The following is a 14,096-nucleotide window of genomic DNA, read 5'->3' on the forward strand; positions in this document are numbered from 1 at the left end:
ACCACGGGTCCACGGCCACATCCTATCATGCGGCAGGATGCGGTCGATTCAAACGCCGATCCCCGAATTGCGAGCGAATCGTCCTTCCTCCGGGAGACTCGCGACCGTCGGGGCGCCCGCTCCCCGCCCGGTGTGGGCCTCGTCGCTCCGCCAATCGCAACACGTTCCCAGCCAAGAGGATAGACGCCATGACCGATTCGACCCCGTTTGTCTACGAGCGACGGGTGGCCTTCTCGGATACCGACATGGCGGGCATCGCCCACTTCACGGCCTTTATGCGCTACGCCGAGGAGGCCGAGCACGCGTTTCTGCGTTCGCTCGACATGGGCATCATGGAAAAGCGGGGCGAGGAGAAGCTGAGTTGGCCCCGCGTCAACATTCACTGCGACTTCCATCGCCCGATTCATTTCGACGACGTCGTCCAGATCGAAGTGGCGGTCAAGGAATTGAAAGAAAAGGCGGTCACCTACTGCTTCAAGGTGAAGCTCAAGGGGAAACTGATGGCCAGCGCGACCTCGACCGCGGTCTACTGCAAGGTCACCCAGGGCAAACTCGCCTCGGTGCCAATCCCCCCCGAGTTCGTCGAACGGCTCCGGTCGGCGCTCCTGATCGAGGACAAGTAGCAGCCGCGATCCGCCAACTCATGGGTGGCCCAGATTGCTCGTCAATCTGGGCACGCGCGGCGTGCAAGAGGCCTGTCAAAACGACGGCTACCAAGCGGAAAGCGATGGAGTTCTCCTGGTCCTCTTGTGGCTTCGCCACTCCGGTTGGCAAGCAACCGGAGCCACCCTTGAGAGTGTGGCCCATGTTGATCTATTCCGCCTCGAGGCGGAGCCCCAAGTCGTGGATCTCCGCGGCGTCGAAGACTTGGTCGTTCGACTCGAAGAGCCGGGCGATCGCGGCTTTGTGGATCTTCATCTTGATGCCGCCGACGCCGATCGCCCCGTAGTGGACCAACGACGATTCTTCGCGTCCGGCATCCATCGGATCGATCCCCTCGATCCCCGCCGGCGGCACCGCGTTGAGATCGACGACCACGTGGAGATAGTTCTGAGCCCCCAGCTGCTCCTTCGAGATGAGTTGGGCTCCCGCGGCGCCGGCCGCGACGATCAGATCGTACTGCGCCTCGAGCTTCGCCCCGGGACCGAAGGCGAGCGGTTCGACGGCCGCTCCCTGTTGTTTCGCGACCAACGCGGCACACGCGTCGGCGGCGCGATCGACACTGCGCGAGGCGAGCTCGACCTTGGCCCCCTGACGCGCCAGGAGCAACGCGACGCGCTGCCCGACGGGGCCGGTGCCACCCAGCACGAGGGATCGGGTATGTTCGAAGTCGAGATGCCTGCCTGCCGCGATGACCGCAGCCGCCGCGGTGGTGTTGGCGCCGTTGGAGTCGAGCATGACGCTGGTGCGCATTGGGCCGAAGAAGGTCTTGGTGACGTTGGCAAGTAGTTCCTCGCCACGCGCGACGCTGTGGCCGCCGATGAAGATGGCGGTCGATTTCAGGTCGGACGGCCCGCGCGTGAAGATCGCGCCGTGTACGAGGCTCTCGACCTCTTCGGGTTCGACCGCGCCGTGGGAGAGGAGATGATCGACCCCCGCGTCGATCGCGACGACGGCGTCGAAGGCACTGGGGTGTTTGTCGGCATCGAGCTGGAGGAGGATTTTGGGTTTCATGGTTGGAGCGCTCGCGAGAGTTCGGCCGCATCACGGCCGGTGAGCAGGGAAGGAGAGAACGTGGGGCGACGAGTGCCCCGATGGAGAAGGATGGTCCGCCACTGGCCGACAGGCGACCAGCGGCATCCCTGATGTTGACGTTGGAGTTCGGCTAGCGTGGTTGAGTGCCAGCCGGGGCGACCGTGGGCCTTCGCCGATTAAAAACCGGCGAGACCATCTGCCTTCGCCGATTAAAAACCGGCGAGACCATCTGCCTTCGCCGATTAAAAACCGGCGAGCCTATCTGCCTTCGCCGATTAAAAACCGGCGAGACCATCTGCCTTCGCCGATTAAAAACCGGCGAGACCATCTGCCTTCGCCGATTAAAAACCGGCGAAGGGGTGCTTCGCGGAGTCTTTCTTCGCGACGACGTCGGCGGCGCTGGGGTCGCCCTTCATCGCTCGCTCGATCGAGAGCTTGGTCGCCTCGTAGTTGTAGTCGTAGATCTTCTTGTCGTCACTGGCTTCCCAGTGAATGAAGACGCCACAGACACACACGAGGTTCTCGGCATCCGACTTCGGAATAGTTCCCTCGGCGACACAGTCGGTGATCGCCTTGGCGACCGCGAACTGGGCCGGGCCGAACATTTGCACGGCCTGCTTGGCCCCCTTGATGGTGACCTTCGTGATCAAGACCGTGGCCGGCTTGACCAAAATGTTCGGTTCGAGCACCGCCAGCAGGTTCGAGTGACCCGCCTTTTGGTCCGCAAGCGCCTGGGCGAATGCGTGTCCGACCGGTCCATCCTTGCTACCGATGAGTAGATCGATATGGGCGACTTCGTTGCCTTCGCCCACCAATGCCTCGCCAATGTACATCGACATGGTCAGTCCCTCTGGAGATCTCTCGCCGGTGAAGTTGGCTCTTCGCCTGCCGGCGGGTGCGTCGCACGCACACATTTCGTGCTCAGGGCAACGGCTGGAGGACCAAACCGACACACCCCCCGGGTCTGGTTACCCGCTGTCCGATTCAGTTGCCCAACGAGGAACGATGATATGGTGCCCATGCCGCGATTCCAAGGCCCCAGCGGTATTCGGGAACCGCGCCGCTACTTCAAGACGGCGGGCAGGAGCTTCGGTTCTTCGGACCCGTCCGAAGCCGGCTCGCGGTGGTCGAGCAGTTGGATTGGATGCTTCGCGTCGACCGACTCGAGATGCTCGAGAAGGATTCGTCTTACTTCAAGCACTGTCAACGGGTGAGCCAGGCAGTCGGAGTGACTCGCGGGAACAATGTACTCGGAGTCGACATCCTCGAGATGAGCGCTGGTGTAAGGCACCACGCCATCGGTCCCCTTCTCGGGCGTCGTTCCCGAGATGTCTCCGATGATCGAGTGGGCCGCAAGCTCATCGTCACGCTTTAGTTCCGCGACCACTTGGATGATCGGGCTCTCCGGCGAGAGCGTGTCGACCGAGGTCGGCAGGTTCCCCTCGAACTCCGTATTGAAGATGCCCGGATTTCGCTGCGCCAGTTTCGCGCCCACCTCGGTCACCGTCTTCGGCAGGGAGATGAGCGCCGAGCCCAACCGACCCAGCGGCTTGACCGCCAACTCGCTTCCCCGGTGCGGCGTCGCGACGAAGACGACCCGACGAACGTAGGGTTCGCGATGGTAGAAGAAGATTCGCTGGAGCCGCTCCCGCTCCTCGGGCGTCGCGTTGATCGTCTCGAACGGCTGGGTGCTGACGAGGTTCCAGAGATCGCTGCCACTCTCCTGAACCATCATCTTCGCCAAGATCCCGCCCATGCTGTGACCGACGAGGACCATCTGCTCGAACGTCTCGTCGCTCTGGTCCGGATCGAGTGACTGACGGACATCGGTCAGCACCTTCCGCAAGGAGCCGGCGGAGTAGGGAATCGGGTTGCCTGTCGGGTACAGGAAGAACCAGAACTGGTAGCGTTCGCGCAGCTTTGGATCCCCGCGCAGATCGTTGAACATCGTCATCCAAATCAACGGGCTCGACCAAAGCCCGTGCACCATGACGACCGGGATCTTCTCGGGATCATACGGCTCGAGCATGTAGAGCCCGGTCCGATCCGCGACGGATCCGGGACGAAGCAAGCTCTTGAGCTCGAGACGTTCGAGCCGAGTCTCGGCAAGATGAAATCCGAGCGGAGCGGTCAGGTTCGACTCCAACGGGACGACTTGGCCAGCCACCTCGATCGACTGCGACCGTAGCGGGTCGTGAAGCTCCAAGGTCGCGTGGCGCCGACAACCCTTCGCGTCGCACAACCCTCCGTCCATCCGCAGAAACGCCGTCACCGGGAAGCTCGTTCGCTCGGGATAGAACTTGTCCTGCGGCGACACCGCTTCGCGCGGGCGGCGTTCGCAAATCAACGGCACGCCCAACCCGTAGGTGTGGTAGCGGTTCTCGAGTCCTTGGACCTCGTAGTCGTTGGCGAAGAGGAAGGGGCCGAACTCCTCGGCGTTCCAGAGGAAACCATGGCGAGTGATCTCGATCTCGATGCCGCCGTCGCCGAACTCGACGTTCATCTTGTCCTCGACGCAGTGTTCGGACTTCTCGGACTTCTGGGTCTTCTGCGCGAGGCGAATGCACTTGGCGAGCGCCCGGTTGTAGAGGTCGCACGTAAGCCGGTACTGCGGGTCGAACTGCGCGGTGTCGTTGTGAGGCAGCGTCGGGTCGAATAGGTAGTAGTACGCGTACGCGACGGTTCCGAAATAGAGCCCGAGCGATTGCTCGGGGTGACGGCGTTCGGCACGGCGCGCGGCGTCGAAGGAGAGTTCCGCCATCGCGAAGGCGAGTTCCTGGTTTGGTTCCTCCCGCACCATGCCGTCGAGCACCGAAAGGGTCTCGATCGGGTCGCGGCGGAAGTTCGCCTTCAGGTCGTAGCGGCTCAGTAGCTGCATCGTCCTCGGGCTGACCGAGCCGGAATTGAGGACGTTGGCCCGCATCTTCGCGAGCATGGTATCGGTTCGAACGGTGCGGACGTGCACGCCGGGCGAACAGGCGATGGACAGCCCCGCGAGCAGGAGCACCAGGACATGTCGGCGGTAGGGTCGTCGAATCATGGCCTCGCTCATTGCACTCGACCCATCCCCGGGGCCGAGTTCGGAACACCGATACCGAAGTTGGAATGGAGCGGGCGGGACGATAACGGGAACTCAGTTTCCGTCAAGGCGGTCTCGAGGACACTTGCGTCGCGGGAAGGGATGTTTCGCGCGGCGCGTCAAGCTCCTCCTTCCTAGTGCTCCCCCTTGGCCAAACCATCTTGGTTGGGGAGGTAGAGAGGCTTCTCTCAGATGACGGGAATGCTGAACGTGTGAAGATAGGGGATTGGAAGAAGAGCGATTGTTGGAGAAGATGCCAAGAGAAGGCGCGAGATCCGTCAAAGGGTGATGGACGGGGAATGGCGGATGGATGTAGCCGGACGGGCACGCGGAATGCGCGAAGGGAAACGGGGCGGAGTGCCGCCGAACCGCGGAGGAAAGGAAAAAGAAAACCCGTGAAGACCCGGCGGCTCGCGAATCCTAGTCGCGAGCCGCCGGCATCTGCTTGCCGAGACGAGGGAACTGGAGAGGTCTGAAGCTCGCCGAAGCTCGCTTCTAGTCGTCACGGGTCTGGTCGTTGACCTTAGAGAGCTTCTTTCTTCGAACGAACCATCGTCCGGAGACGCTCCACAAGCAGCGCGGGATCAAACGGCTTCTTGAAGACTTCCGTGAAGCCGTGATTCGTCAGCGAATCGGGATCCGCTTCGTCCTCGGATGCCAGTCCGATGATGACGCACTCGTCGTAAGAGTTGTTGCGTCGGAGGTTGCTGGCGATCTGAATGCCTTCGCTCCGCCCCATGGCGAGGTCGAGAACGATGGCGTCGGGATGAAAAGATTCAGCTTGGATGCCCGCTTCGAATCCGCTGTGGGCGATCTGAACCTTGTAATCTTCACTTTCGGGCATCATCGCACGAAGACGGTCGATCATCATGCGGTCGGTCCCGATGATGAGCAACTTGCTCATTGATTCCTCTTCGAGTTCTCCCAAGGGCATTTGATGCTCTTTGAGAAAGCGAATGAGGTGTTCTCGTGGGATTCGACGATCTTGCGAGCCCGGGATTCGATAGCCGACGAGGCGGCCGGAATCAAACCACTTGCTGACCGTTCGCGGGGCGACCTTGCAGATCTTCGCCACTTGGCCGGTCGTAAACACCTTTTTCATTGGTTGGCACTCCAGTTCCGACAACTGCGCGTTCGGGGCCGCCCCTCCGGGGAAAGGGCCGGCACACTCCCTTGGTTCCATTCAGTCTCGGTCGGAAGGTCACTACGACTCTCCGGGTTAAGCCGCGGATGACATCGCCCAAGTGGCGCGACGCGGATAAACCGACGTCTCGCTCCCTGGTTGATCCTGGTTCGGAAAGGCCTCCCGCTCTCCGTTCCAGGGAAGTCACCATGGCGGTCTAGCTAAGAGATCGGTAAATCCGCGCGTGATAATGAGCAGAATCGAGTCGGTTAGGAAACCTACGGGCAAATTGGTCCGTTCTGCAGGCTGAGGCGCGTGAGGAAAGAGCGTGTCATTGGCAGAAAAGTCACCCTAGCGTGACTTGGAAACCATGAAAGAGACGCTGAACTGCCAATTAGAGTGATCTTGGGCAAACTGGATAAGATCACAGCCTCGTCACCGAACGCCCGACAGAGCGGCGCCGACCCGCACGAGGATTCCCGCGCGAATGGACCGATCATGGCGTCCGTGCCAGACCAGATACGTCGTCCTTGGAAGAGCGATTCGGAAACCGGGTGATTCGAGGTGTGTGAGCAAGAGGTGCGACCGGCTTCGTCGTGCAGTGAATACTACCGGTCGGGTCAAGCCCAACGTTTGAAATCGTTGCGCGGAATCGAACGATTGATCGTCACGCCGCGCGGAGCGAGGTCCGCGTGGGAGAGGCATCGCGGGGATAGGGAACGGAGAAGCGGCGATCGAACCACTCCGCGAAGCGACGGGCGGCACCGGCACGCGGCAATAGGTACGCGGCCAGGAAACCGATCAGTCCGCCGAAGAGACAGTCGCTGAAGAAGTGGCGTTCCTTCCAAATCCGACTGCCGCCGCAACCGACCGTCAGGGCGATCATCGCGGGACGCAGGGGAGGATAGAAGGCGGAGAGCGAACCACCATAGCTCGCGGCCGCCGCCGTATGCCCGGAGGGAAAGGACTGATAGTCGCCGCCCGCGGTGAACTTGTGCCAGCCGTGAATGACCGTCTTGCCTTGACTAACCTCCGGTCGCTCGCGTCCGGTGACCCGCTTGACCCCTTCGACGCCGAGGGCGACCACGATCGCGCTGAGGGCGAGGAAGACGACGCGGCTGCGCCGGTGCCGATCGAGTCGCCAGATCGCGAACGCGACCAGCAAGACGAAGATGTTCTCGCCCCAAACCTCGACGGAACTGAAGATCCGCTTGAGGGGCTTGAAGTGGTCGGGAACGGGACGGGTGTTGTGGTTGAAGACGTCGTGCGCGAGGTTGTAGACGTAGAGGTCGAGGTCGTAGACGTACCGGTCGGCCTCGAGGGTGAGCCCGACACCCGCCAACGCCAAGCCGATCACCATCAGGATGGAGGTCTGGCGCCACCGGGGCGCGTGAGAAGGGGAATCACTGATCGCCGGCGCCCAAGTCATGTCGTCTCCGCGAACTCGTCATTGCCTGGAAATGGCCTCTCCAGCCCCAAACGGACCCAGGGGTGCGGATAATGCCCAATCGTCAATCTGGATCAAGCCCGATCGCGTGACGTTCCCTACGACGGGCAAGGTTTCCCGCGAACCGCGCGAAATGGTTGATCAAGAGCACCTGCGCGATTGACAACGTTCGAAGCAGAATAGAGGATAGGAAATGGTGGAGTATCGTGTGGCCACGCCACCGATCCCCGACAGTTGGCCACTCGGCCAAACTGGCACTCACGACGCCTATTACCTTCGGTCGTGACGCATCTCGCGCAACGACCACGCCCGTCGACATCTACCGTAAAGGGTTGGGAATGAGACTACCAATTGTCGCCGCGATCATCGTTGGGCTCCTTGTACCCAGCTATCCCGTTGAAGCCGCCAACCAAACCGTGGTCAACGAATCGGTCCAACGAGCCGTCAACTGGCTCTGGGAAGAGCAGACCGAGGATGGCTACTGGAAGTACGGCCCGCCCGAGGAGATCGAGGAAGACGACGACAAAAAGGATGACAACGACCGGCGCAGCCGGTTTCGTCTCGGCGGCGGCGACGGCGATGAGGACGACGGCCCCAAGTTCAAGGACGGCAAGCAGTGGCTCGGCATGACCGCCCTGGCGGTGATGGCGCTCTACGAAGCGGGGGTCAGCCCGCGCGACCCGCGGATGCGCAAGGCCCTCAAGTACATTCGCGAGAAAGCCAAGGGGAACGAGGATACCTACGGCAACGCCATCGCCCTGAGCGCCCTGGCGCGCATCGGGCGGCGCGAGGATCGGGCGCTGATCCGGTCGCTCGCGACGAAACTGGTCGCGGCCCAAACGATGGCCGGCGGCTGGGAAGGGACCGCCAAGCGGATCTCCGCCGAGCAACAACGCAACGCCTCGCTCCGCCAACCCCAGAAGATCACCCTGGGGCCGACGTGGCTCGCGCAGTTCGTCGTCATGGCGCTCTGGCAAGCGCGCTCGGCGGGCGCCGACATGGAGAAATCGTTCCGCCGCGTTCGGCAACGGCTCGCGTTCACGCGGACGCCGTCGGGTGGTTGGAATTACCACACCGTGCCCGACCTTCCCGAAGACGCCACCCACACCCGCGCCGGACTCTACATGTGGATCCTGACGTCGGTCTCAGAAGGCAAGTGGGCGATGCGCAAGGGGGAGACGGAGGTAACCTACCCTGAGCCGCGCGAACCGCGCAAGTCGAAGCCCGAACGCATCGCGCTCCGCGAGGAGAAGGAGGAAGAGGGACTCGAGCAGGAGGAGATTGAAGAGGAACTCGTCGCGCTGAAGACCGAGGACCAAGAGCGTCCCATCGATATCTATGACGCGATCCAGCGCGGCATCGAACGAGCCAAGCTCGATATCAACCGCTGGCGCCGCGGCGTCAACAAGTCGGGAACGCGCGAAGCATCGCGCGGCTGGCCGGTCGCTCACAAGGGATACACCGTCAACACCAGCGGCCGCAAAGAGGAGAATCTTATTCCTCCCGGTGAGGGGAATGGTGAACTGTACCATCAGTTCGAGAAATCGACCCCGCCCGTCTTCGATGTCACCAAGTCGGCACCTCTGGCCCAGGAAGAGATCTTCATGAAGGCGTTCGAGCGTGTCAACGAACACGCGAAAAACGGCATCGGGGGACGACCCTACGACCTTTGGCAAATCCAGCGCCTCGCCTCGATCATGGGCATCAAAACGCTCGGCGGACGCGATTGGTACGACGAGGGAGCCCGCCGACTGCTCTCGACGCAACTAATGGATGGATCGTGGGGGCTTCCGCTCGAGGAACGCGAGGAGCAGGAACTTCCCGACTACAATCTGCCCGAGACCTGCTACGCGATCCTGTTCCTGACCAACGCCAACGTCGGACGCGAAGCGACGCGGATGCTCGAACCGCCTCCGACGAAGCCCTTCGCCGTCGAGAACGGGGGCGAGTTCAAGGAGTTCACCGAGGCCTACGCCTCCGTCGGCAGTGGCGCGACAATCATCGTTCGCGGCGATGGCCCCTACAAGCTCTCGGGCGTTCGACTCGACAAACCGGTGACGATCCGCGCCGAGGAGGGCTGGGAACCGGTACTCGCGTGGGATCGGCCGAAGAACCAGTACGGCTTCCCCGTCCGCATCGCCGAGAAGCCCGAGGCGGCATCACTCTTCATCGTTCCAGGCAAAGTGACTTTCGAAGGGATTCATTTCCAGATGGACCCGACCGACAACGCGTCGGATATTCCCTGGACGATGTTCAAGTGCCTCGACGGAAGCCGTCTGGAACTGCTCAATTGCACCCTCTCGGAGTCAGTTCGTAGCGGCGTCAACGCCGTCCATATGGATGGGGCGAGCAAGGCGATCGCCCACAACTGCTTCTTCTGCGGCTTCCAGAACGACTTCTATGTCGAAACCGACAGTCAAGCGGCCATCCTCGCGGCGAATTGCCTCACCTTCTCCCCGACGTTCCTCGTGGCGAAGGGAACCGGAAGCGTGGGACTTTGGCTCTTCGAGTCGACGGTACAAAGTGACGACCTGGTGGAGGTCGGCGATCTCAAGGGCGAGTTCGTCGCCCAGGCCGAGCACTGCATCTTCCGCACCGCGAAGATCTTCGGATCACTGGGCACCGGGCCGCGCCAGTGGGATGGAGGCCGGAATCTCTACGACAATCGCGGTTGGATCAGCGACGGGCCGCCGAAGGCCAACAACGTTCGCACGCTCAGTGATTGGCGTTCCTATTTCCGCACCGCCGAGAAGAACAGCAAACGTGCCAAGGCCCCCATCGCGGTCTACCGCCTGCAACTCGGCCCCTTCCGTCACGACACCAATCCGCTCGACTGGTCGGTCGGACTGGACGAACTGCGCCAGGTGATCTCCGCGAGCGAGTCCGACCAGGTGGGAGCCAATCCCTTCGCGATCGGCCCGGGTATCCCCTACGCCCGCTTCCGGTCGCGGCCTCACTACGACGTTTGGAAGAAGGCCAAGCCGCCGAGCATGCGAACGGAAGAGGACGAGGAGCCGTCCCGCCGTCGCCAAGCGTCGATCCCGACCAGCACCACTCCCAGCCTCTTGAAGATGATTCCTCCCGAAGCCCGCGCGGCGCTCGTCGTGAGGGATCTCGGCAAGCTGGATCGGGATCTCCAGTCCTTCGCGCAGTCGGCCGGGATCGCGTTGCCGCCTGGCATCGCGCCCTCGCAGATGATGGCCCAAACGCCGCTCGCGGCGACGTTCGACCCGAGCCGCGGTCTCGCGGCGGTCGCTTTCGACACGTCTTCCTCAAACGTCGCCTTCGTCGCGGGCGTGACCGACGAGGAGGAAACGCTGCGGAATCTCAACGCGGTCACGCAAGGCGACTACCATCAAGCGAATATGCCCGGCTCCCCGCCGCTGGCGCTTTTGCTGCGCGACAATACCGCCATCTTGTCGCCAGACCCCGATATCCTGCCCCTCTTCGAGAACCCCGGGGCCGGGATTCTCGCCCGATGGACGGAGGACGAACGGGATCTGTACGAGGCCTCGAATCTCTTCGGCTGGGCGAGCATCATGGAGTTCCGGCCCGAGATCGAAGCGCAGCTCAGCCAGTCCGACGAGCTCGTTGACATGATCGAGTCGAATCCCGGCCTGAATATGTCGACGTCGCTGCCAAGCCTCGAGGGCCAGCGAGACGTCATCAAGGACTACCTGCGCGGCGTAATGTCGTTTCTCTCGCAGATCAACTCCATCTCCCTAGGCGTCAGCATCTCCGACCAAGCCATCACCGCTCGCGGCGAACTGAACTTCGCGTCGGGATCGACCTGTCAGAAGCTGTGCCAGGATCGCCCCCCGGCGGCGAAGAACCTGCTCGCGGGCCTTCCCGGCGGCACCTACTCCTACGCGGCGGGGATTCAGACCGCCGGGTTCAGTGATGTTCTCAAGGGAGTTGCCAAGACGGCCTTCGAAGCCTCGAAGGGAGTCAACGGCATCGACGCCGATCAACTCGATAAGCAATTGGCCGCCGCGGAAGCGCTGCTCGAGCAGCTCAAGGGAGCGAACAAGCGCGTCTCGCTCGATACGAACGGCAACTACGTCGACGAAGGACTTCTCGCCGTCGGTGACTCGGCGGCGGTCATGACCGACATCAAGACGATCCTCGCCAACTCGACGAGCTTCGTTGATCAGAAGTATCCTGGCGCCAAGCTGCAAGCCCTGACGCCGCGAGAACAGGATGGCATTGCGAGCTTGCGACTCCAGACCGACCTTAGCCGGGCACGCGGCCCCTTGCGAAAAGGGACCGAATCACTCTTCGGCGGCACGAAGATCGTTCAGGAGTTCGCCCCGCTCACGGGCAATGTCGTCGGCTATTCCACTGGGGTGACCGCGAACGCCTATCTCCCGTTACGAAGCGGGGAAGCGACGCTCGCCGACAGCCCGGCCGTTCAAACGACCCTTGGCCTGCTCCCGAGCCGGCCCTACGGCATCGCGCTGTTCAATGTCGCGGAGACCGCCAAGGTCGCCAAGAGAAGCCCGGGCGCGTCCACGAGCGCGTTCCTCAGTGGCGTTGAAGGGAGTGATCCGAGCACCCCGCCCATCGGGGCCGCCCTGACGCTCTCCGATACGGGAGCCCAAGGCGTACTCGTTATCCCCTCGGGCACCGCCGGCGCGATCGGCCGAGCGGCCATCCAAGGCACCCTGAGCGGAGTCTTCGCTCCCGCTCAGCAAGAGTGAGCGGAGTCTTCGCTTCCGCTCAGCAAGAGTGCTCCGCGGAGAACTCTTGTGTCTTGTCCTGGGTGCCATGCTCACGCTCGCGTGGGCAAGCGGAGCGGACCTCGCTACATCGCCCCATCTCTGAACAGTCGAGATCACCGCCGATCTCCTCACCGGCCGACCAGCAGCCGGTGACATCCGACAACGAGAAGTCGACGCCGTTTCGCGCAGTGATCGCGAGACTCACCCCCATCCCTACGGCTTCGGCATGAACGCGCTACGAGCCGACTCGACAATGATCCGAACCGTATCGGCACGGACCACGCCGTGGAATTGCATTCCACCGTTCTCCGCGGTCATCGCCATCCCAATCGGACTGGGAAGTTCCTTCGGAGCCGTGAAATTCTTCAGTGGCGTGTTCGGAACGTCCGGCATGCTTCGTTTGATCAATTGGATGTAGCCGAAGGGGCCGACAAGAAACGTCGCGTAGGAGTTCTCCGGGAGGTCGGCAACGATCCGCTTGATTCGCTCCTCGCCCAACAGTTCCGACGTCGGGCTCTTCACCTCCTTGAGCATATCGGGTTTGCCGGCGAACACGAACGCCACCTTCGTCGGGGAGACCGGGGCGAAGTCCATCTCGACGCTCGGCCCATAGATCTTGTCGAACGTCTGCTTCATCATCGGCGAGGCGTCCTTCAGGTCATAGCCGAAGCGCGTGACCGTCATGCCGTCGACCTCCTCGTCGGGAAGATTCACCAGCTTGGCGCCCATCATCATCGACCCAAGCATCGGCTCCATCGCCTTGAGCACCGACTTCATTTGGCCGATTAGTTCGGACGAGTCCTTGACGGAGTAGCTCCCCATCATCGACAAGCCCGCGCCGTCGAACGAACTCGTCAGGTTGAAGGACTCGATCTGCTCGAAGATCGCTTCGGTTTGCTTGATGGAGGCCGCCTTCTCCTCTTCGGACACCCCGTCGGCGATGCCCGGAAGCTCGAAAAGCGACTTTGCCATCTTCTCGGAGAGGCCGCGAAGCGGGGCCATGTCGATCGCCTGGACGATGTAGAAGTTCGTCACGGGAAGTCCGGCGAGGAGATCCTTCCTCGCCGCGGGAATGTCGGCGAACTCCTTCGCGAGGTACGAGCCTTCGCTGAAGTTGAACGCGACGTTTTTGGCCACCCGCTCGGCACTGACACTCAAGCCGACGCTCAGCGAGTCGGTCTGACCGACCAGGGATTGGGCGCCGGAGACATACCAACGCAGGATCGTGCCGAGCATCTCGGCATTCCCACCGGCGGCTTCGAACGCAGGATTACCTGGACGGAACTGACCCTTGATTCCCTCCTTGGCCTGTCCAAGCAACGAGTCGACGAGCGGTCGCGACGCCTTGACGTCGACCCAGACGAAGAGCCCGGACTTCGCCTCGAGTTGTTTCTCTTCGTTGGTCCAACGATCGGCGATTGGCTTGTCGAGCTTCTCGAACGGAGCCAGCGCCTCGGAGTTCTCGGCGATCACCAAGGTCTTGCCGTGGGGAAGGATGGTCACCGGCTTACCCATGAGGGACGCCTTGGTGAAATTCCCTTCCTTGTTGCCGCCGAAGCTCGCAATCGCCTTCTCCGCGTCGGTCACGCCGACGAGCAGGACCAGTTGTCGGGGAAATCGCGTCGGCGGTCCGTCGATCGACTCGGGGAACTCGTTGACGACCAAGGCGATGCCCGCGGAGGGATCCCACGTCTGCGAGAAGGGGAGACTGGCCGCGAGATTCTGGAGCGTCGGTTTCGGGGGAAACGGCGTGTCGATTGCCTGCGCGAAGGCGCGCACGTCGGCTTCCAGCTTCAACAGATCTCCGGTGATCAGGACCACATCGGAACTCGCCGGAATCTTCGCGGCCAGATCCTCCGCGCGACCCGGTCGTATCCAAGCGATCGACATCGCGGCGATCGCGACAAGTAACCCCGCCCGGCGGGCGAGTCGGCGACCTTCTAGGCATCTCTTCATCGAATTGACCTTTCCTGCAGGAACAAACCCAACATTACGAAAGACAGCAGAATGAAGCTGGTCTGATCGACCATT

Annotated in this window: 9 protein-coding genes; 2 read left to right on the forward strand and 7 right to left on the reverse strand. The window is 62.2% G+C overall.

Annotated elements, in window-relative coordinates; all coding sequences use genetic code 11:
* Positions 1-188 precede the first annotated feature (188 nt).
* On the forward strand, positions 189-623 hold the full coding sequence (locus tag Pan216_RS28660) for an acyl-CoA thioesterase (protein WP_419193075.1): 435 nt from the start codon (positions 189-191) through the stop codon (positions 621-623).
* A gap of 190 nt (positions 624-813) precedes the next feature.
* Here Pan216_RS28660 and Pan216_RS27485 read toward each other — a convergent pair whose 3' ends face one another.
* The 5 genes from Pan216_RS27485 to Pan216_RS27505 form a co-directional block, all read right to left on the reverse strand.
* The gene (locus Pan216_RS27485; protein WP_145263340.1) at positions 814-1,674 is read right to left on the reverse strand and encodes an NAD(P)-dependent methylenetetrahydromethanopterin dehydrogenase; all 861 of its coding nucleotides are present in this window, start codon (positions 1,672-1,674) and stop codon (positions 814-816) included.
* 362 nt (positions 1,675-2,036) lie between these two features.
* Positions 2,037-2,534 carry a formaldehyde-activating enzyme gene (gene fae, locus Pan216_RS27490; protein ID WP_145263341.1) on the reverse strand — a complete coding sequence of 166 codons (498 nt, stop codon included), beginning with the start codon at positions 2,532-2,534 and terminating at the stop codon, positions 2,037-2,039.
* A gap of 224 nt (positions 2,535-2,758) precedes the next feature.
* Positions 2,759-4,735, reverse strand: coding sequence for an esterase/lipase family protein (locus Pan216_RS27495; RefSeq protein ID WP_145263343.1), 1,977 nt, complete (start codon positions 4,733-4,735; stop codon positions 2,759-2,761).
* A gap of 562 nt (positions 4,736-5,297) precedes the next feature.
* Positions 5,298-5,876 carry a response regulator gene (locus tag Pan216_RS27500; protein WP_145263345.1) on the reverse strand — a complete coding sequence of 193 codons (579 nt, stop codon included), beginning with the start codon at positions 5,874-5,876 and terminating at the stop codon, positions 5,298-5,300.
* Between the two features lie 688 nt (positions 5,877-6,564).
* Complete coding sequence (locus Pan216_RS27505; RefSeq protein WP_145263347.1) at positions 6,565-7,326, reverse strand: phosphatase PAP2 family protein; 762 nt, start codon at positions 7,324-7,326, stop codon at positions 6,565-6,567.
* 356 nt (positions 7,327-7,682) lie between these two features.
* Here Pan216_RS27505 and Pan216_RS27510 point away from each other — a divergent pair, with 356 nt between their 5' ends.
* Positions 7,683-12,044, forward strand: coding sequence for a prenyltransferase/squalene oxidase repeat-containing protein (locus tag Pan216_RS27510; RefSeq protein ID WP_145263349.1), 4,362 nt, complete (start codon positions 7,683-7,685; stop codon positions 12,042-12,044).
* A 19-nt stretch (positions 12,045-12,063) separates the two neighbouring features.
* Here Pan216_RS27510 and Pan216_RS27515 read toward each other — a convergent pair whose 3' ends face one another.
* Positions 12,064-12,270 carry a hypothetical protein gene (locus Pan216_RS27515; protein WP_145263351.1) on the reverse strand — a complete coding sequence of 69 codons (207 nt, stop codon included), beginning with the start codon at positions 12,268-12,270 and terminating at the stop codon, positions 12,064-12,066.
* Between the two features lie 8 nt (positions 12,271-12,278).
* The gene (locus Pan216_RS27520) at positions 12,279-14,021 is read right to left on the reverse strand and encodes a hypothetical protein (protein ID WP_145263352.1); all 1,743 of its coding nucleotides are present in this window, start codon (positions 14,019-14,021) and stop codon (positions 12,279-12,281) included.
* Between the last annotated feature and the right edge of the window lie 75 nt (positions 14,022-14,096).

The sequence above is a fragment of the Kolteria novifilia genome (assembly GCA_007748055.1).
Classification (GTDB): domain Bacteria; phylum Planctomycetota; class Planctomycetia; order Kolteriales; family Kolteriaceae; genus Kolteria; species Kolteria novifilia.